Annotated in this window: 18 protein-coding genes; 9 read left to right on the forward strand and 9 right to left on the reverse strand. The window is 52.6% G+C overall.

Annotated elements, in window-relative coordinates; translation table 11 throughout:
• Window positions 1-48 precede the first annotated feature (48 nt).
• The 5 genes from tnpB (ACIQVE_RS01955) to ACIQVE_RS01975 all read right to left on the reverse strand — a co-directional run bounded on the left by tnpB (ACIQVE_RS01955) (window position 49) and on the right by ACIQVE_RS01975 (window position 3,110).
• Window positions 49-384: an IS66 family insertion sequence element accessory protein TnpB gene (tnpB, locus tag ACIQVE_RS01955; protein WP_402803978.1), complete on the reverse strand. Its 336-nt coding sequence runs from the start codon at window positions 382-384 to the stop codon at window positions 49-51.
• Window positions 381-713: an IS66-like element accessory protein TnpA gene (gene tnpA / locus ACIQVE_RS01960; protein ID WP_402803980.1), complete on the reverse strand. Its 333-nt coding sequence runs from the start codon at window positions 711-713 to the stop codon at window positions 381-383. The genes tnpB (ACIQVE_RS01955) and tnpA overlap by 4 nt, the downstream gene beginning before the upstream one ends.
• Window positions 714-1,045: 332 nt before the next feature.
• The gene (locus ACIQVE_RS01965; RefSeq protein ID WP_402803981.1) at window positions 1,046-1,177 is read right to left on the reverse strand and encodes a hypothetical protein; all 132 of its coding nucleotides are present in this window, start codon (window positions 1,175-1,177) and stop codon (window positions 1,046-1,048) included.
• Between the two features lie 201 nt (window positions 1,178-1,378).
• Window positions 1,379-1,975 carry an IS66 family insertion sequence element accessory protein TnpB gene (gene tnpB / locus ACIQVE_RS01970; protein WP_402803983.1) on the reverse strand — a complete coding sequence of 199 codons (597 nt, stop codon included), beginning with the start codon at window positions 1,973-1,975 and terminating at the stop codon, window positions 1,379-1,381.
• 784 nt (window positions 1,976-2,759) lie between these two features.
• The gene (locus ACIQVE_RS01975) at window positions 2,760-3,110 is read right to left on the reverse strand and encodes a YgiW/YdeI family stress tolerance OB fold protein (RefSeq protein WP_402803985.1); all 351 of its coding nucleotides are present in this window, start codon (window positions 3,108-3,110) and stop codon (window positions 2,760-2,762) included.
• 1,077 nt (window positions 3,111-4,187) lie between these two features.
• Here ACIQVE_RS01975 and ACIQVE_RS01980 point away from each other — a divergent pair.
• From ACIQVE_RS01980 to ACIQVE_RS02000, 5 genes are all read left to right on the forward strand, one after another.
• Window positions 4,188-4,808 (forward strand): DUF1120 domain-containing protein, encoded by a 621-nt coding sequence (locus ACIQVE_RS01980; protein WP_402803986.1) that lies wholly within the window; start codon window positions 4,188-4,190, stop codon window positions 4,806-4,808.
• A 456-nt stretch (window positions 4,809-5,264) separates the two neighbouring features.
• Complete coding sequence (locus ACIQVE_RS01985) at window positions 5,265-6,263, forward strand: glycosyltransferase family 2 protein (RefSeq protein WP_402803988.1); 999 nt, start codon at window positions 5,265-5,267, stop codon at window positions 6,261-6,263.
• A 625-nt stretch (window positions 6,264-6,888) separates the two neighbouring features.
• Window positions 6,889-7,380 (forward strand): transporter suffix domain-containing protein, encoded by a 492-nt coding sequence (locus ACIQVE_RS01990; protein ID WP_402803990.1) that lies wholly within the window; start codon window positions 6,889-6,891, stop codon window positions 7,378-7,380.
• A gap of 174 nt (window positions 7,381-7,554) precedes the next feature.
• A complete protein-coding gene (locus ACIQVE_RS01995; protein WP_402803992.1) occupies window positions 7,555-8,091 on the forward strand; it encodes a bacteriocin immunity protein in 537 nt (178 codons plus the stop codon).
• A gap of 343 nt (window positions 8,092-8,434) precedes the next feature.
• Window positions 8,435-8,623 carry a hypothetical protein gene (locus tag ACIQVE_RS02000; protein WP_402803993.1) on the forward strand — a complete coding sequence of 63 codons (189 nt, stop codon included), beginning with the start codon at window positions 8,435-8,437 and terminating at the stop codon, window positions 8,621-8,623.
• A gap of 692 nt (window positions 8,624-9,315) precedes the next feature.
• On the opposite strand, the gene ACIQVE_RS02005 is transcribed toward ACIQVE_RS02000, so the two are convergent.
• The 4 genes from ACIQVE_RS02005 to ACIQVE_RS02020 all read right to left on the reverse strand — a co-directional run bounded on the left by ACIQVE_RS02005 (window position 9,316) and on the right by ACIQVE_RS02020 (window position 13,709).
• Complete coding sequence (locus ACIQVE_RS02005) at window positions 9,316-9,993, reverse strand: DUF3313 domain-containing protein (RefSeq protein WP_402803996.1); 678 nt, start codon at window positions 9,991-9,993, stop codon at window positions 9,316-9,318.
• A gap of 152 nt (window positions 9,994-10,145) precedes the next feature.
• Entirely contained in the window at window positions 10,146-12,449 is a 2,304-nt protein-coding gene (locus tag ACIQVE_RS02010; protein WP_402803998.1) for an MlaD family protein, read from the reverse strand.
• Window positions 12,446-13,063: a paraquat-inducible protein A gene (locus ACIQVE_RS02015; protein ID WP_402804000.1), complete on the reverse strand. Its 618-nt coding sequence runs from the start codon at window positions 13,061-13,063 to the stop codon at window positions 12,446-12,448. Before ACIQVE_RS02015 ends, ACIQVE_RS02010 begins: the two co-directional genes overlap by 4 nt.
• The gene (locus ACIQVE_RS02020; RefSeq protein WP_402804002.1) at window positions 13,050-13,709 is read right to left on the reverse strand and encodes a paraquat-inducible protein A; all 660 of its coding nucleotides are present in this window, start codon (window positions 13,707-13,709) and stop codon (window positions 13,050-13,052) included. Before ACIQVE_RS02020 ends, ACIQVE_RS02015 begins: the two co-directional genes overlap by 14 nt.
• 1,208 nt (window positions 13,710-14,917) lie before the next feature.
• Between ACIQVE_RS02020 and ACIQVE_RS02025 the strand changes: the two genes are divergently transcribed.
• The 4 genes from ACIQVE_RS02025 (at window position 14,918) to ACIQVE_RS02040 (ending at window position 20,130) form a co-directional block, all read left to right on the forward strand.
• The gene (locus tag ACIQVE_RS02025) at window positions 14,918-15,151 is read left to right on the forward strand and encodes a hypothetical protein (RefSeq protein ID WP_402804004.1); all 234 of its coding nucleotides are present in this window, start codon (window positions 14,918-14,920) and stop codon (window positions 15,149-15,151) included.
• Between the two features lie 680 nt (window positions 15,152-15,831).
• Window positions 15,832-16,614 (forward strand): fimbria/pilus chaperone family protein, encoded by a 783-nt coding sequence (locus ACIQVE_RS02030; protein ID WP_402804006.1) that lies wholly within the window; start codon window positions 15,832-15,834, stop codon window positions 16,612-16,614.
• Between the two features lie 541 nt (window positions 16,615-17,155).
• Complete coding sequence (locus ACIQVE_RS02035; RefSeq protein ID WP_402804008.1) at window positions 17,156-19,510, forward strand: fimbria/pilus outer membrane usher protein; 2,355 nt, start codon at window positions 17,156-17,158, stop codon at window positions 19,508-19,510.
• Window positions 19,511-19,626: 116 nt separating this feature from the next.
• Window positions 19,627-20,130 (forward strand): DUF1120 domain-containing protein, encoded by a 504-nt coding sequence (locus ACIQVE_RS02040; RefSeq protein ID WP_402804009.1) that lies wholly within the window; start codon window positions 19,627-19,629, stop codon window positions 20,128-20,130.
• Window positions 20,131-20,377: the final 247 nt, after the last annotated feature.

A 20,377-nucleotide genomic window follows, 5' to 3' on the forward strand; every position in this document is an offset into this window, starting at 1 on the left:
GCGCTTTGGGCGGCGATAGACTGATGGGGCTAATTGTGTCGCAGCGCTTTACAGCACACTGATCGCACCGCCAGAACCCACGCGCTGCCATGGCAGGCCCAGCACCAAGGCTTGCAGCTGCTCGGCATCCAACTCCACTTCAGCGCCATGCCGAATGCCTGGCCAGTGAAACGTACCTTGATTCAACCTGCGAGCAGCCAGCCAGATGCCAAACCCGTCATGTACCAAGACTTTCATACGAGTGGCGCGGCGGTTAGCAAACAGATAAGCGCAGTGCGGCTTTGCCGCACCGAACACCGCGATCACCCTAGCCAACGCAGTCTCTGTGCCGGCACGCATGTCCATGGGCTCAGTTGCGAGCCAGATCGAATCGATACGGATCATTGTAAAAAGCCTCGAAGAAAACTCGCGCAATCGGCAGAGCTTTCGGTTGGCCAATTCAAGATGACAGAGCCGCGTGGATGTGAGATTTCAATTCGAATAGTGCTTGCCGGTGTTTCTGGCGGGGCCTCGCTCGGGGGCAGTTTCACCGGTAGAAAGGCTGCCTGCAATGCCACGCTTTTCTTGGCCTGCGCCCGAATCCATTTATGGACGAGATTGGCATTGAGCTTATGGTTGATAGCGGTACCGGCAACCGAGGCACCGGGCTGGGCGCACTCGGAAATCACCTGGGCCTTGAAGGTCTTAGAGAAGGAACGGCGTTGTCGCTGCATTTAAAACCCGCTTATTTGGTGCTAGACAGGGTGTCCACCTAAACTAGGTGCACACCATCTCCGGACTTTGCGGGCGGAAACAGATGTCTTTGCCGGACGCTTACATCTCAACGCCGATTTCGGTCAAAGCATGGCCGTCGCGCGGGCAGGTGCGTACCGCTTCTGGCAATTCGTGGCGAATAGCTACACTCGGTCCTGGGATCGAGCGGCTTGCGGCCAGGCTTCTTGCGCTTATGGCCGGGCACATTAATGTCTCTGGACTCCTCCTGCGCCGGTGCGTGGCTATCGTAGGGCCCAGCGCTTCGGCTTTGTTGAAGAACAGATCCTTTTGCTCAGTGCTTCGCACCTCGCGCTTGGCGAACGGTCACCACGCGCAGTTTGCTCTTGAGCGCGTGGCGCTCGTTGGCGGCGTTACGCAACAGAAGGAGCTCTTTAGGAGAGATAGTGATCGGCGTCGAAATCATGGCGAATTAGACCTCCATGATTAAATCGGTCCACGTCCCGCTGATAATGCCGGGGCTGATGGCGACGTACGGGATTGATATCGATGCCGTCGAGCAACCAGTGCAGTTGCTCGACAGAGAGTATCGCGAAGGCCTCCTTCTTGGCCAAGCAAACCGATCAGCTTCCAGTCGTTTGAGCGGCAGACAAAAACCCTTACGGTTCTAGCCCAGCAGTTTGATGCGGTCAGCTAGGAGGTTGCGAAACACGTAGACCGCCTGCGCAAACGGGTCGAATCCCAGTGATTGCTCGACCAATGCCGACAGGCCACTGATGCTTTTGCGGAAGTCGACGGCATCCCGATGCAAGTAGACCTTCAGGCCTTCGTCCAAGCGCAGCATCAGATGGCTCCAAGCGCTTGGATAAGCGCCGTGACCAGGCCAACATCGTGTTCGCCGCATTCGAGCTGGATGGATTCCCCATTGGGGAGCTGCGCCGTCAGGTATGCTGGGTTTACAGCAGATCGTGATGGATTGGCCTTTTCGGGATAAGCTGAGACGGTTGCCCGCCGAATCAATGAAATTATCGATGCTGCTGACGGGGACAAACGCTGAGTCCCGCGAGGGTGGAGATTTGCCGATCCATTTGCGCAGTTGGTTTGCGTTGATTCCCGCCCGCAACGCCATGTAAGAGATGGATACGCCGGGTTGGCGGCAGGCGGCAATTAGGCGGCGCTTACCATCAGGGTCAAAGGTCCGCTTGCCGCGGCCTCCGACCTTGACCACTTTAAGTGGTAGGTAGGTCTGGTCAATAAAGGTCATTAATGCGTCCGCAATCATGGTTGTGGACGCAATCGTGTCACCTACTAAAAGGGGCTGCTAGGACGTCGATTCTCATGCGCTTACAGTCCATTAACCCGGAGTGTGCAGCCCCCAAGGGGCCTACAGGTCCGATGACTTCGCAACCGGGCTGTACAACAACGCGCACGCCAACTTGAATTTCAGCTGCATGTACCAAAAACCTCATGGTCAGGGTCACTACTGCGGCAGCCAAGATGCTCTCACGATACGATCCTTTTTAAAGCAGAAGATGTCTACGGAAAGGCTAGCTCCCGGCGAGACTATTCACCGCTAAGAATTATCTGAAAATGCACTGCTGGTCAGCGGACAGCAGAACACACCAGCTCTGCTGGAGGAGGTAGACAAATATCCCCCTGTGCGTAGGCTAAAGAACACTAATATTTATTCCGAAGGGACAGAGCTGTCGAAGCTTAATATAAGACCTTGGGGTGCGCCTCGTAACAATCTCAGCGAGACAAGATCGACAATGTAGACTCGTCAGCAAAACGCACCCTAATGTGGCGAGGGAAGCATCGGCGTAGAGGGAATTTATCGTTGAATGTAATAAAGGCTTGGCGAACCAACCCTCTAGAGTGACGAGCCAGGGTAGTGCCAGCCTTTGGCGTTATTAGAAGCTTGCAGAGTTGGGTAGTTAGAGCGCACCGAGCCAATATGTATAAAACAAATAGCCATCGTGATCTTTAATCAGTAATTCGCTGGCCGAGTGATGTATATTCGTTATATTCCGCTCGATGCGCTAACAGTTTTAGTTGATCAACTCAATATGATCGACATCAATTTGTCGGTCGAAAACTTCGCGATCTACTTCACCGACTAAACGAACCTGATTACGCTCTGAGATAGCCGCCATCGGCCACAGATCATCGTCGATTTCTACTGTAATAGAGCCTGTAGCGTCTTTAAATTCGTATAAATCACTACGTAGTTGCTTAACAATTCTGCCTTCCAATACAACTTTTTCATCATCGCGAGCTGCGGATGCTTCCGCAGCGGTGTTCACTGGCATCTTCGCGCTAGGCCCCGAGTAGCCTCCATTCGCAAATGCAGCAGAGGCAAAGAGAGGCAACACTAGCAAAGCAAGGTAAGAACGTTTCACATGGATCATCCAGTAATCAATTGAGCCACCAGCTTGCACGCCGAAGCTTAACCGTTGCTTAAATTCAATTTCCGACCAGAATAAATAACAAGACTGCGAAGGAACCTGAATTAGTAATGGTTCCGGAGCTGGCAGTCCCTTACCGTATTGTCCCTGGAAGCCCGCGTGTAACGGAGACACACTGAGTCTAGGGCGGAGCTTATTGCTGGGGACGAGGAGCGATGCTAGAAACGCACTGCGAATCCAGTCGCCCCCTCTTGGAGTGACAGTGGAGACAGGGCATCTTTCGAAAGCGGTCCCGGCCAGCTTGAAACACCGTAGATACCCAGCCTGTATCGTGGCGACGCGGTGCAACACCTTGGAGCAAGTACAGGCCGTCGCGCGACAACGCGACGGAGATTGCTTCTACCACAACGTCAACGGCATCACACCGCTCAGCTGGCGTCACGCTAGGGATATGTCTAGGAGGCAGGGCCTTCAGGCGTTTCGCAAGTCTAATGGTGCCGCCAGTGTTATCAAGACTGCATGCGCAGCAATACTAAAGCCACCAGGGCCATAGCCCATGCACGCGCCGGCCATGCCTTTCGGAACGCTATGTGGATTCGCATACCAAAGTTGCAGTAGATGTGCACTATCCGGCACACCCGAAAGGCGACTCTCTACTCCATAACAAGGTGAACCTAGTGTCCGTGTTTTTCTCGCCAAGTGCCGCATGATAGGACGCGCCTCATCTACCTTACTAAGTGATAAATGCCTCAGATGGGCAGCACCAACCCTCGCCCCCGAAAAGGAGTCGACAGCCCTTTTAAAAAATGCGGCCGTGGTTGGACAGATTAATTACCCTGGCCCCCTTATCAGCCTCCGCTACCTCTGCTCGCGTGGAATTATTTACTGGCAAATCTAGTTTTGATAAAAATTACCCGCCCGCGAATGCACTGCAGCCCCGTCATAGAGCTGCCGAGATGGTCTTTCTGACCGCCTACGGCTGATACTTCTTAAGCCTGATTGATTTCCATCACCGGCAGGACGCCGACCACAATAGGCCCATCAAAACCACTGCTTATTGATGGAGCCCACATGAAAAAGCTTTTGCTGCTGCCCCTCGCCTTGACCTTCGCTGCCAACGCCGCCAATGCCGCCAACTCGGTAGACCTGCGTGTGACCGGCACCATTACCCCGGCTGCGTGCAATATCACTATTGACGGGGGCGATATCGATCTGGGCTCGATCAGCGCCAAAGATCTTTCGGCCACTGAGCGGACCTACCTCCCTACCGTCAATAAAAACTTGACCGTTCAATGCTCCAGCGCAACGCTCGTCGGTATCAATGCGATTAACAACACTGTCTCTACTGATCTGGAAGGCGACGATTTCGGTCTCGGTCAGGACGCTAACGGTAATTCGTATGGTTGGTTCAACGTCCAACTGCAGACGCCGACGCTCGATAGCGCTCCCGGGACAGTATTGCGCAGTACCGACTCAGGTGTGACGTGGGGAGCTTCTAACCCTGATGTGCTTTTCCACGACGCCACCAGCGTAACTTCATGGAGTACGAGTGGAGGCGTGGCCCCGGCAACAGTCACCCTTCTGAATCAGCCGATCGTGATTAAGCCCATTATCTTTCCGGAAAAAACCTTCGATACCAGCAGTGAAATCACTCTGAATGGTTCCGCCACCATCGAACTGGTTTACCTGTAATTCGTTTCTTTATGTAGCAGTTGAGCGGCCGCGTGCAATACCGGCCGCTTAATGCAATACGCTTCATGAATAACGTCGTCACGGGCGATTGAGTGTTGAGAGAAGGGCTCAGGACTTCGTGTCATGGCTAACTCTTCCATGGCACAATTTTGTGCCCATCTAGGTGTGACTTTGAAGAAGCCAAATATAATGATAGCCATAATAGGCGGGGCACTTCTTGGAAATCTTCTTCTCGAACTCTTTGGGCTGAACGGATCTGGAACTGCGATGACTTCGGCTATGGTTATTGGCGCAAGCCTCGGTCTTTGGCTCGATTGGCGTTACGCAGCGTAGCTTAATAGTCGGACGGAGAATGGGACGGCCGCAATACCGACCGAACGCACATCAGTGATCTTTCCCTTTAACTGAAAGTTGAGCAATACCCCCCTATTTCTACCATAATATTGAATGGACCATATGCTAACGCCCAAGATATCAGTAGTCATCGCTGCGTATAATGTCGAAAACTATATTACTGAGACAATGCGCTCAATCTTGGGTCAGCGCGTCCAACCGTGGGAAATCGTAATAATTGACGACGGCTCAACCGATGGGACGTTGTCACTGATAAATATGAAATACGGTCACGACCCTAAAATTAAGATTATAACGCAAGAAAATCAGGGAGTAGGTGCGGCCAGGACGGCTGGTTTCAAGGCGACTACTGGTGACTTTATTTTTTTCTGCGACCCGGACGACGTTGTCAGCCGCACTCTGTTTAATGATTTCGCAAATGTTTTCATTCAGAACAACGCTTTAGAATTGTATTATTTTTCCAAAAGATCGTTTATTGATGCGCAAGGAGAGCGTCGTTATATGCGGCGTGATACGGCACCCACACGAGAGGGCTGGTACCGAGAACGCAGTGAATTACTCGAAGATCTCATCGTGAACAACAAATACAAAGCTGCGACTTGGCAGTACATATTTAGAAAATCCCTGACAGACCGTTTTGACGTCTCTTTTAAAGGGCGTGCGCATGAGGACCAATTGTTCAGCATGAACATATACCTGCACAGCAGACTCTGTTATGCAACGCGGTCAGATCGATATTTTCAAAGAATACGTCAAGGTTCCATCACCAATAGTGTAAAAGACGAGCATCATGTGCTTAGCAGCTACGCAACCTATCGTGAAACCTTGGCAGTGCTCAAGGCTCACCTTGATCGTTTCCCTCAACGACATCAAGTAGCCACTTCTTACATGCGGCGCGGAGTCACTTGGACTACCAAAGGATGTGTGCGCAACCGAGTGAGATTGCCTGGTGAATTTTTTGCGCTCACACGCCGAGATTCGCGCGAATGTGGCGTGGGAAACAAGGACTGTATGCTGCTGATCCTGCCCGAATGGCATTACTTCGCCAAAAAAGTGGGCTTTGAGTTGAAACGCATTTTTCGCCGAAGACATTCCAATTGATGGCCGACATTTTCCTGGCTGGCGCATTCAGCCGCGGCTCAGACGTTAGCGCCCCTCGCTGAATGCATCAATTTTTTGCCATCCAGGCTTAATTTTTTACAAGGTTTTCACGGTGCTTTCTATTTTACCCCTCTCAATATTCCTCATTCCGACTCTGCTCGGAATGGCCTTACTTCTAATCGGATTCAACTTTCGCGAAAAAAATATCGCCGTGTTCGCGATGTGGATCGGCATGGTAATGCTCCTAAGCACCGTGGTAATCAACATACTCGCAAAGCTCGATGGCTAGATCCAGCGCCCTACTAAACATGGTCGTTATCTTTCTGACCACCAATACAACCCGCCGTCTCTTAGCAGAAATGACCTTCGTGCAGGAGGTGATTAAACCGTTCCTTCTCACAGCCGCTGCCATGATCCTGAGTGAGCGGCCACCAACCCTCAGCGACACAGCCGGATCATAAACGCTGCCTATTAGGAAAAATACGACCCACTGTGCACCCATCAGGATCGGCCAACCCCAAAATTACGATGCAGGGGTCACTCAGACAAATAGCGAGTGCTAAGCTGGAAGCACGCTCCATATCTGCAGCTACAGGCTCAATAACCACACTGCCACGAGGAAAAAATGGTGTCTCATACTGTTGGATGGCGTTTCAAAGTAGGCATTGCCATTGTTGGCTTTATGCTTGGTTGCTGGCTCTTGGTACCCATCGCCGCTTGGGTAGGGGTTTCAGCCTCTATGGTCGCAGCGCTGACAGGCACGTTGTTTATCAGCAACAAGGTTCTGCTGCTCATTGTCATCGCAGTCATGGGCAAAGCAGGCTTCCAGCAACTCAAACGTAGCATGTTTGGATTCCTGTCTTCATTCATCCCCAATGCAGAAACCCGAGTGGGACCAATCAGACATCGCATTGGTATCGTGATGTTTTGTCTGCCGCTGATAAGCGGGTTTCTGGAGCCCTACGTCGACACGCTCTGGCCCGGGCTACGGCCGGCGCTTTGGCAGCTTCAGTTACTGGGAGACGTGATGCTCATAGCTAGCTTTATTGTTCTGGGGCCTGACTTCTGGGAAAAAATTCGTACACTGTTTATTCGAACAGAGCGCGCCGACCACTGAAAAATTGGAAAGGGGTCTGCGGAAAATGTAGCGCCCCCTCCTCCGCATCAAGAGCGTGAAAAGAGCGTGGAACAGTCACACTCTCGATAGTCGCCAGGTACGTACGCGGGGCTCCTTACCGTCGAGCTCTCATCGACATCCACCAGGCCAGCGATCATCAATGGACCCAACTAGATGGACAATAAACCGCAGCGTTGTCGCGCCGAGCCCTATACCTGGTCCTATCAGGCCTCATCACAACGACCCGACCGCGACCAAGCTTATCCGTATTATCTGCAAGCCCCACTTTTCTGTACTGCCAACTCGACAGCGCCGCAGCGCAACCGGACGGTATTCCGAGGATGCATCGCATACCGACGTCTAATTTCGCATCCAATTCGGATCGTGTCGCTTCAAGTTTCCGAATTTAGGCTCAACGGGCGCAGCAATCAACCTTCGTGCAAGGTGACCGATATGAATACTCAAGTTTCGCAACACACTGAAACTGAGCTTGTAAACTACCTGAACAGCATTAGCCACCGTTTCACCTCAGGCAGCCGATTAGATGCGCTCGTATTTCACTTTGATAAATCAACTGAGCACCCCGGAGGCATTAACCTTATTTTCTACCCGGGAGATGAAGCCGAGGGCTCTGCCGAAGAAATCATCGAGACCATTAAAACCTTCTGCCGTGTAAATGGTTTGCTGGGATTTGAGTTATCCGAAATCTAACCATTGAGATATTAGCTGGCTCAGTCCATCGCCGAGCCGGTATGTATCGCGCATGAAACCTCTTAAAGAGCTGGCACCGCCATTTTTGACCTGAGAGGAGGCATACAAATGCACCAGGAGCGCAACTTTATACCGTGAAGATGTCTCAAAACGCGCCCTTCTAGCCCACATCCATAAGGGGCTAACCGCACAAAATTACACATAGCCCACCCTGACATTTTTTAATCAGAGTTGATTCGCATTTTCCGTGCATCCACTGATACTAAGAGTACTCACACGCACGCGTGCGACTTTTATCGATTGGCGCCGCGGCATAACCACCCTCCTTACATCGAGGCTGAAAATGGCACAAAACAAATCTGACATCTACGTATTGTTGAGACAGCACGAAACCAATCTGAAATTATTGAGCGAACATAGCGACTCTTGGCAAGGCGAAGATCGGATCCGCGGGTTGGCGACCATCGCGAACATTACCAAACAAACTGAAAGTTTAGCGAGCAAGTTGAAGCTGAAAAAAGCCACGGAGTGATTACTGCTCGCTCCCGATCATCTCCCTGCTCAAGAGCGTCAAACGGCCGCTTGTAGATGCGTTACCTGTGGTAATAGCTGCCCGGTCTGAGCAAATCGCGGCCCTGACAAGGTAATCGTCCGACTGAGGGGCCGTCGCGCCCGCGCAAGCTGCCGCCCCCCCCCTCTCTTCCTGCTCTGCGTCGAATCGCGCCTATTTGCCTCCCTCAACAAACGCTTGAGTATTGCCACTGCGCCTTTAGGCAGGCCGCTAGTTTTTTTAGTCTCAGGTATATCGTCTCGCTTGAAATCGCACCAGACAACCATTTGAGCCGTCGGTGTCCCTCCCGCAGACATCTTGGAAGTTATGATCGAGCCTCTACATCTCGAGAGAAATAGAGCGCCAGGCATCCGAGGAAACCTCGTACACCTCCCAATTTAAAATAGGGGCTCAGTGGCTAGGAGTTGGAGGGCTTTATGCTACTTCGGATCACCGATTGCAGTGTCCGCCCGGAGCTGGCAGCCATACACGATCCAAGGACCTTCATGACTAATGATTCTGGGAGGGAGGGCGTCGCCCCGCACGTGTTGACAATCTCGATTAGGGAGCTAGTGAAACGAGTCAGATCCGGCGAGCTAAAGATGGGGGCCTATCGGAGTGCTGGACAATCCGGTGAAGGGTTGCACAACACTCCATGATGCAGCTATTCAGGGTTACTGGTTGATGAATTGACTGAGATCGCTGGTGAGCCCTTTCAGAGCCAACTTGAAGTCTTTAGTGGTAATTTTTTGTTTATTATTTTCCAGCTCACTGCCGATAACCTTGCGCACGACTTTTGCCACTGGATAACCGGTGGAAGCGTCAACCAGATCAGCCTCGATGAAAAGCTCGGTGTCTTGATCCCGCTTGCCGGTTACCGCTGCCACTGCACCGACTACCGCCCCCACAGGTAGAATCTCATACCAGTGCAACCCTTGCGGTGACGCTGACACCCCGGTGATGGCGGCATGAAGGACTAAGGTGCGGGGAGCACCAGAAACAGCTTTTGAGCCCGGGATAACTTTATATTTTTGTTCCAGCACATGCACTAGGTTGGCGTTGGTGATGGCTCGCAGGTCCTCCAAGGTTTCCAAGTTGACTCGTTCAGTTGGCTTTGGCGCAGGGAACAACTCTAACTCATCGAAAACAATGGTTGAATAGTCATCGGGATTGAAACCCGAGACGACCCAACGCAATACAGGCTCTCCTGTGGCGGACTTGGTTTTCTCTAGCCCGTGATACCCGTTTAAATAGCCAGAAAACTGTTCTTCAGTGGTAATTTTTGACACGCAACCAGTTAATACAGTACTGCCTAGAAGCACGGCACACAGCGTAAAAGTTTTCGAATTCATGCGTTTATATCCCATAGTAATGTCAGCGGTTAGCGTACAACCCATCGGACCGCACGCCTATTCAATAACTGTCATTTACTCGCGCAAATGACTTTCGACGTAAACATCTCAGGCCTGCACTCACAGGCCCTTGCGTCCGTCGCTTTTGCACTTCATTGACCTAAGGCAATTTTAGGCGACCACTGGAGCCACTCATCATTTGCCTCATCAAACAAAACGAAGGTCTGAGCTTGGCTAGCGGGATTGCCCATCTGCTGTTCATCCGGAGTGGCAAAAGCAATCCCCCCTTCTAACAACGTCTCGATCGACTCCGTTCGAACGGTTGCCCCTTTGAATAACGCCCAATCCATGCCAAAACCGCTGGCGTTCCAAAAACGCGAACCTGTGCGGACTAAGGGGGCGTAACGGGGTTCGATGATGATATGGACAAGAACACGATCAGCTGTTTTGCCCAACTCCACATTGGTGACCTTACCAACGGCCATTTCACGATAAGTCACTGGCACACCGGGCTTAATCGACCCTCGCCGCGCAGCACTCAGTACAAGGCGCAGGCCAGGCTCAGCGTACTTTTTCTTTGGGGGCTCATTCAGGGCTGAAAACTGGGTCTGTGCTGCCCCCGGTTTTTCAGCCAGTTCAACTTGGATGTATTGACCTGTGACGAGCGTTTCTAAGTTCTCCGTTCGGGTCAGGCTGAGTTGGGGCTTCACAATCCAAAATGAACTGCCGGCCCTCAAAACCCGGTCCGCCCCCTGAGTTACGCGCGCTTCCAACCAAACTGATTGAAAATCATCATCCAGCTTCACGCTGTCAACCTTTCCAATATCGATGCCTCGGAACCGAATCGGCGTCCCAACGCGCACCCCCTCCCCGCTGTTGACCTTAATGCTCACCACCGAGCCCTGCTCCAGGGCACTCTCTCGGCTGACATAAAGATCAAACCGTGGCACGCGCTTTTTAATGGGGGCAGCTTTACTGTCCAACGTTTCGAATGTGACACCGCCGGCAAGTAAACTTTGCAGAGACTCGCTCTTCAGGGTGATCCCAGACAGCCCCCCTGTCACGCTGAGGCCGCTGACATTCCAAAATCGAGTGGAACTATTGATCAGGTTCGCGTATTCAGCCTCAATATGCACACCCAAGACCACTTGGGTTCGATCCCGGGACAGTTGATGACTTTGAATCGTACCGACTTTAATCTGTTTATAGAGAACTGGACTGCCGATTTCCAAAGACCCTAACGTCTTGCTGGATAAAACCAGATGAAGCCCAGGGGAATTCAAATCTAGCGGAGGCGGCTTCGTCAAGGCGTTGAATTTTCTGGCAGCAGCACTCCCCTTCGGCCCAGGGCGTACGGCAATATAGTTGCCTTTGACCAGCGCTTCCAATCCAGTAATGCCCGCCAAAGATATGGAAGGTCGGACAATCCAGAACTCCGTACCTTCGACCAAATATTCTTCCGTGCGCGGGTCGAGCGCCAACTCTGCTGTTGCGCTGCTCAGGTTCTCGTTACCGCCCAGAGCTTTGAGCGTGCCGACCTGGATACCTTTGTACATGACTGGCGTATGACCGGCTTTCAGGCCTTCAAAGTCGGTCACGGTCAGTTGAACGGCGATGCCAATCTGTGCTGCATCGAAATCCTCATATAACGAGAATACCTTCCCCGGATGCGACGGCGGGCTGTCCTTATGGTGTTCCGGGGTTGCAAACGCGATACCTCCCGAAACCAGGCTGGCCAGTGATTCGCTTCGTATCTTGACGCCTGTCAAATCCGCATTAACGGTGACTCCGCTGGCATTCCAAAAGCGCGTGTGTTCTTGGACGAGGGCCGCATACTGAGGCTCGATGACGAGTTGCACTTCGACCAAGCCTGTGTTGGAAGCAAGCGCATAATTTTTGACTCGCCCGACCTGTATTTGCTTGTAAAATACAGGACTCTCTCTGCTCAATGAGCCCAGTCGCTCGGCCATCAATGTCAAGTGAAGACCGGGGATTGTGTCTGCCAACGGCGGTGGATCCGATAAGGCGATAAATTTGCGCTCAGGCTCGCCCTCACCGGGACTGGCGGCAATGTAATTACCGGATACCAACGTTTCCAGACCAGAGATTCCCGCCATGCTGACACTGGGTTTGACCAACCAGAAACGTGTCTGACTTCTAAGATGGGGTTCAACTTCTTTTCGCATTTCAACGGTAGCAGTGACGCCACCATTCATACCTGAGGAGCCGAGCGCCAAGGCTTTTACCTTCCCCACGGACATGCCCTTGAACACAACTTCGGTCTTGCCCTCTTCAATGCCGTCTGCGGTAGCGAACACAATCTGGATATCAACCCCAGTTTCATCATAGGCTTTCCATGCCAACCAGCCTCCAATGAAAGCCGCGATCAGGGGTAATACCCAGATGGCTGACCATTTAGAAGCATGGGAAATTTTTGCAGCTGGCATATCATTCATACGTTTTCATCCGTCTGTGCATCCCAAATCAGGCGAGGATCGAACGAGAGTGCAGCGAACATGGTCAACACCACCACTCCCGCAAATGCAATCGCTCCCGGCCCGGCGCCTATTGAAGCCAACTGCCCGAAATTGACCAACGCAACCAAAATTGCGATAACGAATATATCCAGCATTGACCAGCGACCGATCCACTCAATGAATCGAAACATCAACAAGCATTGGTTGGGAGCAAGTGAAACGCGGCGCTGCATTGAGTACAACAGCAAACCAAGCCCGACTAACTTAAAAGTAGGCACTAAAATACTGGCAATAAAAACCACTGCAGCGATCGGCCACATCCCAAACTGGATTAATGTAACCACACCAGAGAGAATGGTGTCCGGTGTACCCTTCCCGAGCGCATTCACTGTCATGATCGGCAAGAGATTCGCTGGAATATAAAGCAATGCAGATGTAATCAAAAGGGCAAAAGTTCGGGCAACACTGTTCGGTTTTCGGGCATAAACCTGGGCACCACAGCGCGTGCAATTGTGCTTATTCTTACCTGCATACTGGAAGTTCAGTTGCTCACACTCAAGACAGACCATAATGCCGTGATCAATGGCGCGCATCGGCGGCCTCACTCGACAACTCGCTCCAGATTTGCTGGGGAGACATTGTGACCTCAAGCCAGATTTGCACTAGCATCAACACTATAAAACAAGCCAATCCAACCCCCAGTGTCAACTCTGCCATTCCGGCCAATTTAACCATTGACACCAGCGCCCCCATCAAATAAATCTCAAGCATTCCCCATTCACGAAGATGGCGATAGCAACGATAGATCAGTCGACCGTGCCCCCGCGCAACATTAAAATGTATACACATTAATACAGCCAACTGGCAGAGAACTTTTACTAGGGGGATCGCCATACCCGTAAGAAATACGGTTGCGGCAATTGCATACATGCCTGATTCATACAAACTTGTCACGCCGTTCCATACCGTACCGCGAGTGCTCTGCCCCAATAAACTCAGATGCATGATCGGTAAAAACATGGCGGGAACATAGAGGAGCAACACACACAGCGACAACGCCATACTACGGCTCAATATTTCAGGGGTATGGCGGTATAGCTCATGCTTGCACCGCGGACATTGGGCGATACCTCCACCATGCACAGTCGGCGCAGTCAGTAACAGATCACATTCGCGACACGCTACCCAGCCGCCTAGCAAAGGGACCGCGACGTCAGGTTCCCGATATACTTCAGACATATAACTCTGCTCTAGGGATGCAAAAACCGGGCGGGGACGACGTTTACTGAGGTGCAGCCGCCCAACCCCTTGCGAACTGACGAATGGAAAACAATGCTCTCCACACGACACAAGGCTTGAAGCACATCGAACAAACCCAACGCCCAGGGTCAAAAAAAAATCGCATAGATCGTATTTGCGCAATCCATCATGACAAGCCATGACAGAAAACAGAAATCATTAACCCTCAATTAAAATCAACTGAAACCAACAAAAGAATTACATTTTAGACCAGTCAAAGATCCATTTTCGGACATCCACCCGACACTATCAAAATATCGATTTTACGCATTCAAAAACGAAAAAAGCGCGAAAACTCAAAAACAGGCGAACGACTTGCACGCGACCTGCGCGTGATTTATATTTGCGCACGACTGAACTTGAGACATGCATTGTATTGAACAATTTCGAAATCAAGGGAACAGAGATGAAGTTCACTTGTGTTTTCGAACAAAACTAATCTGCCTCCTCCGAGAAGGTCGCTCACGCCACGCGTGTATTCACCAGCCAACAGCGACTCATGTAAGCTCAAACTCTCTCCAACACTCGCAAAATTTTGACAGTCACCACGCAATGCGGATGAAAATCTGCAATGCGCCAATCGTCCTGCAGAACCAAAAATCATCACTCATACTGGATCCGCCTATCTTCGCGGCGAGGCACGCAGTTTTTTCTGACTCAGACGTTGACTTTGGCATATTGCCGAAAGACAAAAACGGAACTATAAAAGACGCCTCCGGGCGGATTGATGAGCAGGAATACTCGCACCAAGGAACGAGGGAAATATTTACGTATGGATGCTTCTATTGAGAACCATCGCTTCTCACAGAATATTTTCTTTAAGGCGAGTTCACGGAATTCGCTAGGCGCAGTTAAATTTCGGGGGTAATAGGCGAACATTGCACAAGAAGATAAAACCCAAAGAGACAGGGCAGACAGCGAAATTGACCCCGCCCAATGATTCGACACGAACTATCAGGACGAGTTAAGTCGCCTGGCTGCAAGCGGCCGCTGATCATGACGACTACAAACTATCTTTAGACCGTGTGTACCGAGTGCGCCGCCGAGCGACTCTCGCTTGAACCTGGACTCCCGCTGGCGGCGGATCCGATGTTGGGGCCTACAATAAATGGTACCGCGGTCTGATGATGCCATCTCGGAGAATTATCATGCGCACTGCTAATCCTGCGTTCGATCCTCAATACGCTGCAGAAATCGGGGCGGCTTTAAATGAGTGGCTGCACTGCCCCTACCCTCCTCAAGATTTAACGCAATGGGTCCGCACTTCTTTGGACCAGTTCGAGCTGGTTCGGCAAAATCTCCCAGAGCTCAGCGCTGAACATGAGCGAGATATGTTGCGTGAGCTGTACCGCGAATGGGTGGAGGCAAGCGACATCCGCTGAGGTCGATAGCAGGCTAGTCTTTCCTCAGTGTTGTCGGTGGATCGCACGCCTTTGCGGCCACTTGACTGGAGTGCGTCGCCTAAAAGACCAGAGACTTGGCTAGGAACAAAAGCCCGCGCTTACAGCACCAAGCAGCGTAACTCCTGCTACAGCTAATCAGATGTGCTGATAAATATTGCCATTCGACAGCCATCGGACCCTCGAACGCCGAGGACTTAAATGGATACTCACAGGAGGCTTCTAGGCACTGCTTGTGGCCACACTCCCTACAGGGCCGAATGGGGTGCTGCTTCGATTACAAGTCATCCATTTGACGCTCATCTTACGAGCAATCCCGGCGGTAGGACGGTGCCACTTCCTGTCCGGTATTTCTTGTCCTATTTGAAACCAAAGCGGCAGCTACGGACCTTCGTCCGTAAGCACCAGTCCATTCATGACAGCAGCGGCGCCTGCCTCTGGCTCCTCCCACCCACGAATGCCCCATCATCTCCCACTCCCGGCACGACAGACTCCAACTAGCTGTGACGCTAATTAATGATTATTGATTTCTCTCGGCGCGCGATTGGTAATTTCATACCGCGCCATCGCCGCGCCCTGCCTGCAATTCTCGAGCCCCACGCCCTAGCTTCGAAACACCGGTGTGGCATTTTTTGAAAGTTCAAAAAATGGTTGGATCGATGATGTCCCTGCTGCAGGAGCGACTAACATTAGCCCAGACGGTTCTATTTCAGGAGAGAATGATGCGCGCATTTCGCCAGACTTTATGTGCCGGTTTAGCCGCCCCCTTCATGTTACTCAGTGGGGGCAACGCCCTCGCAGCAGGCATGCAACCTGAAACTTCTGTGGTCATCGTTGATGAAGGCAAGGGCGAAGCGGAGCTTAAGGTAACAAACACCGATAATGCTGCAGCACTCCTGCACACTGCCCTTGAAACGATCGCCGAAGATCCTGAAATGCTGCTGTTTGCTACTCCACCCGTGGCACGGGTTGAGGGTGGCGAGACGCAGCTCGTACGCTTCATCCTTCAGAGCAAGGCGCCATTGCTGCATCAACGACTCATGCGGGTGACATTCGAAGGCATCCCGATGAATGAGTCCAAAAAACCCAATAGCGTCGGGGTGACCTATCGCCAGAATCTGCCGGTGATTATTTCGCCCAAAGGTTTGGCTCCTGAAAGTGCACCCTGGAAGCACCTGAAGTGGTCGATGTGCGATAAAAAGCTGCGCGTCATCAATGACAGTCCTTACGTCGTGCGCATGGCTCTTCAAGGAAGTATTCTGCCCTCGGGCGGCACTATCAATTTCCCTCGGACATACCTGCTGCCCAACACCTCATTGGATCTCAAGCTAGCCTCCAGCGCTGACGCTAATGGGACCCAGGTACGCATCCACCCCGCCAGCGTATACGGTTATGCAGTTAAGCAGTACGAGGCTGCGCTAAGTGCCTGCACCACTAAAGGTTAAGCGAAGTACGTTTCAGCTTGGTCTTCTTCCATTTGCCGTCCGCCACGGCTCATGGTGCATGGCTGCGGCTACTCTGTTGAGTAGCGAGTGCATCTATGCTGATCCGTTGAGCAATGCGTCCACCGCCTACACGTCAACCGAGGCTCGACAGCAAACGTCAGCGGTCGGCGACAACGTGCAAGCAGAGGATTCTATCTCTAACGCCCCCCCTGGAGGGGGCTCCGCGAATTCATCGCAAGAATCGAAGCCGTCAACCCAAGAAGCGAGTGACCACACTGGGCCAAATAGCGCTCCAATACCCAAACAAGCGGCTCCAACCAAGGCAGCGAGCGCGGGCTCGTTCGACCAGGAGCTGCTTAAACGGCGTGGAATCGACCCCAAGTTAGCGGAGTATTTCAAGCAAGCCCCTCGCTTCACCCCCGGGGCTAGGCAAGTCACTCTCTATGTAAATGGTGATAAGCGTGGCCTTCTAGACGCAACATTCGACGCCGAGGGGCAGCTGTGCTTTAACCGTGTGCTCATTGATCGAGCCGGTCTGCTGGTGCCTGATGAGATAGACATCCCTGCCCCGAGGCACGATGTCGAACCAGCAACGCAGACAGAGACAGAGACAGAGACAGAGACAGAAGATAGCCGTGATGAACTTCCTAACCAATTACTAAACGATTTGGCCGGACCAGTCTCTGTCTGGGCCGGTAAAACAACCACGGAGACGTCCGTCGAAACTGGCAGCGACCAAAGTTCGTGCATCGACTTTGTAAGCGCCTACCCACAATCAGAAATCTCCTTGCGCCCAGGCTTGGAAGAGGTGCGCCTGGTCGTACCTAGTACCGCCTTGCGGCCAGTGGAGCAGGATTTTTCTGGCTATAGCACCGGGGGTATGGCCGGACTGATCAACTATGACTTTTTGAGCACCACTACTGAGTCCGGCGGCAGCGAAACGCAATATCGCTCACTCAACACCGAAGCAGGGATGAACATTGGCGACTGGAGTTTGCGCAGTCGCCAGTCGCTTGTGGAATTCAACGGCGAGCGCACAGCAGAAAATTTATATGCTTTTGCTGAACATTCTCTGGTGGGGATGAAATCCCTGCTTCAGATTGGCCAGATCAACATTGCCAGTCCCATCTTTCCCGGCTCGGCGATTACCGGTGTGCAACTGCTTCCCGACAATGCGCTGCGCCCCAGAAGCCAAGGGGGCGTCACTATCTCCGGTATTGCCCAAACATCGCAGGCACGGGTTGAATTGACCCAAAACGGGATTGTGGTTTTCACAACCGTAGTCCCGACAGGCCCGTTTACCCTGAGAAACATTCCGTTGCTGCAGGGCAACACCGATGTGGTGATGACCGTCTATGAGAGCGACGGAAGTCAGCATTCCGATCGGATCGCTGCCGCGTCATTGCGAACCGTCGAGCTGGTCGCTGAGGGCTTTTCGATTGCTGCCGGTCAGGTACGGGATATTGGTGACTCCGGCTCGGATACTCCGCCCGTGGTGACTCTAAGCAACGGCTGGCTGGTAGGCGAACAGAGTGTACTCGCCGCGGGCCTAATGCTTACACCAGATTATCGGGCGATCGGCTGGGACTTGGGGACCGAGTTCACCGCGGACACCAGTTTGAGCCTCAACAGCGTGATGTCGCAAGCGAGCGAACTGGGCGAGCGAGGCATTCAGAACAGTGCAACACTCAATACCCGTCTGACGGAATCGTTGACCCTCAGCGCCTCGGCTACCCGCCGCAGTCCGGGGTACCTAGACCTCACGGACACCACTCAGACCAATCAGGACGATGAGCGCTTTTTTCCCTTTGATCCCTTCGACCCGTTCGCCCCACTCCCCTCGGACGAGGACAATGATGGAACCCTCGACGACCTGGGACAGCCGCGCACCGAATACAGTCTCTCGTTGGGGTGGAATGCTCAGCCATGGGGCGCTGGCAACCTCTCCTATTCGCAATCGGAACAAGGCGGTGGTCAGAAGAATCGAAGTGTCTCCGCCTCTTGGGGCACGCGAATTGGGATCGCCTCGGTTAATGCGAACTTTCGGCATGAGCTCGATGAAGAGGATGGAAACGGCATGTACCTTAGCGTTAGCCTACCGTTGGGCAGATCTCGCAGCATCAGGGCATTTTCCAGTGAATCCAATGGTCGCGGACAGGTTGGCGCAACCTACAATGAAACGGTCAGCGATACCCTAAGTTACAGCCTTTCCACCACCAAAGCGGATGATGCTGACAGCCCAGGCATGGGCGCCACGGTATCGGCACTGCCGCGCTATGCCCAGGTAAACCTGGGATACAACCAGGATGATGTGAGCAAGAGCTCCAACATCGGTGTGAGTGGCGGATTGGTGTTCCACCGACAAGGGATCACCGCGTCTCCCTATGCAGTTCAGGACACCTTTGGCATTGCCGCGGTTGGCGACATCGGAGGGATCAAACTTAGTACGCCGAGTGGCCCGGTATGGACCGATGCCGGTGGTCGAGCAGTAGTGGCCCAGCTCCCCGCTTTTAGCAGCGGCTCAGTCGAGGTGATCACCAACACCCTACCGCGTAACGTGGATCTCAATAATGGCTACAGAGCCATTGATGCCGGTCGCGGCTCCGTTAATCTAATTGATTTTGGGGTGGTCTCCGTACGCCGTGTTTTGCTCACAGCAGTCGATGCTCAGGGCGCACCATTACCTAAGGGAGCGTCCGTCGTAGACGCACAGGATCGTTTTGTCACAACGGTGGTCGATGGTGGGAAAATCTTTTTGGTCGACGCCACGCAACAAGGCCTTATCGTAACCAAGACGGATGGCACACGCTGCACCTTGGATTTTGAGTTGCCCGAGGAAGTAGACCTAGAGGTCCACTTCGAACAATTGCCGGCGCAATGCCGCCCCCTTTTCTAGTATTGCTACAAGAGAGTGTTCTCATGCGGCGAAGCAAGTTACGAACAGCAGTCATTACGGGCGGTCTTATCGCGTGGCTGCCATGGGCCCCAGCCTTGGCCGACGACCTGTGTCGAATGCAAATCAACCAACCCATGCTGGATTTCGGCACCTTCAATTCCGGGCAGCTGTTATCCAAGACGAAAAATTCGGACGGTGTATCACTCGGCAGACGCACTGTGCAACTGAGCGTCACCTGCCCTGCTCCGACCAGACTGGCGATCACCTTCCACGGTATGACGGTTGGCCCTACCGCGTTTAACCTGAGCGATCTCGGAGCTTTTACCATGGATTTTAAAAACGCGCGGCTGGACGGCACCGAAGTCCTGCTCGGTCGCGTGAGTACCGCTGAGGAGGTCCCCGCCAGTGTCCAGAATACAATACGTTTGATGCCTAACAGCTACGTAGTGCCCGTCAGTGGGGGGCGCCTGGGTACAGGTAAGTTGTTCACGGTGACAGTCGAGATCGAGGCCTTAGCCAAGTCTGAAACTCGGAAAATTCGCGACATAACAGTGATGCAGGGTGAGGGTCAGTTCGAGGTCATCACCTCATCGCCAAGTGCGGCGCAAGGCGCTTTATAAGGAGGTGCGATGACTCTGGCCGAAAACAAGAACGGCAGGCACCCGATCACACCGGCCTTCGATCAGTCCTCAATAATGCTCAATGATTTCCATCAATAGGAGCGCATTGGCAACATCATCGGTGTCTTTGATCCCACCCTATATCGGTATTGTCGATTGCCTGACTTAGGTCTCTGACCATTGAGTCACTGAGGTGGGCGAAGATGAATGTGCACACCGCATCTCGGGCAGCATCGGGCCGAGCGGA

This window comes from Pseudomonas sp. NPDC098747 (assembly GCF_044760045.1).
In the GTDB taxonomy this organism is placed as follows: domain Bacteria; phylum Pseudomonadota; class Gammaproteobacteria; order Pseudomonadales; family Pseudomonadaceae; genus Aquipseudomonas.

Excerpts from the sequence above, each read along its gene's own strand:
- tnpB (WP_402803978.1), bottom strand. The coding sequence starts at position 384 with ATGATCCGTATCGATTCGATCTGGCTCGCAACTGAGCCCATGGACATG.
- tnpA (WP_402803980.1), bottom strand. The coding sequence starts at position 713 with ATGCAGCGACAACGCCGTTCCTTCTCTAAGACCTTCAAGGCCCAGGTG.
- ACIQVE_RS01965 (WP_402803981.1), bottom strand. The coding sequence starts at position 1,177 with ATGATTTCGACGCCGATCACTATCTCTCCTAAAGAGCTCCTTCTGTTG.
- tnpB (WP_402803983.1), bottom strand. The coding sequence starts at position 1,975 with ATGACCTTTATTGACCAGACCTACCTACCACTTAAAGTGGTCAAGGTC.
- ACIQVE_RS01980 (WP_402803986.1), top strand. The coding sequence starts at position 4,188 with ATGAAAAAGCTTTTGCTGCTGCCCCTCGCCTTGACCTTCGCTGCCAAC.
- ACIQVE_RS01985 (WP_402803988.1), top strand. The coding sequence starts at position 5,265 with ATGCTAACGCCCAAGATATCAGTAGTCATCGCTGCGTATAATGTCGAA.
- ACIQVE_RS01990 (WP_402803990.1), top strand. The coding sequence starts at position 6,889 with ATGGTGTCTCATACTGTTGGATGGCGTTTCAAAGTAGGCATTGCCATT.
- ACIQVE_RS01995 (WP_402803992.1), top strand. The coding sequence starts at position 7,555 with ATGGACAATAAACCGCAGCGTTGTCGCGCCGAGCCCTATACCTGGTCC.
- ACIQVE_RS02000 (WP_402803993.1), top strand. The coding sequence starts at position 8,435 with ATGGCACAAAACAAATCTGACATCTACGTATTGTTGAGACAGCACGAA.
- ACIQVE_RS02005 (WP_402803996.1), bottom strand. The coding sequence starts at position 9,993 with ATGAATTCGAAAACTTTTACGCTGTGTGCCGTGCTTCTAGGCAGTACT.
- ACIQVE_RS02010 (WP_402803998.1), bottom strand. The coding sequence starts at position 12,449 with ATGAATGATATGCCAGCTGCAAAAATTTCCCATGCTTCTAAATGGTCA.
- ACIQVE_RS02015 (WP_402804000.1), bottom strand. The coding sequence starts at position 13,063 with ATGCGCGCCATTGATCACGGCATTATGGTCTGTCTTGAGTGTGAGCAA.
- ACIQVE_RS02020 (WP_402804002.1), bottom strand. The coding sequence starts at position 13,709 with ATGTCTGAAGTATATCGGGAACCTGACGTCGCGGTCCCTTTGCTAGGC.
- ACIQVE_RS02025 (WP_402804004.1), top strand. The coding sequence starts at position 14,918 with ATGCGCACTGCTAATCCTGCGTTCGATCCTCAATACGCTGCAGAAATC.
- ACIQVE_RS02030 (WP_402804006.1), top strand. The coding sequence starts at position 15,832 with ATGTCCCTGCTGCAGGAGCGACTAACATTAGCCCAGACGGTTCTATTT.
- ACIQVE_RS02040 (WP_402804009.1), top strand. The coding sequence starts at position 19,627 with ATGCAAATCAACCAACCCATGCTGGATTTCGGCACCTTCAATTCCGGG.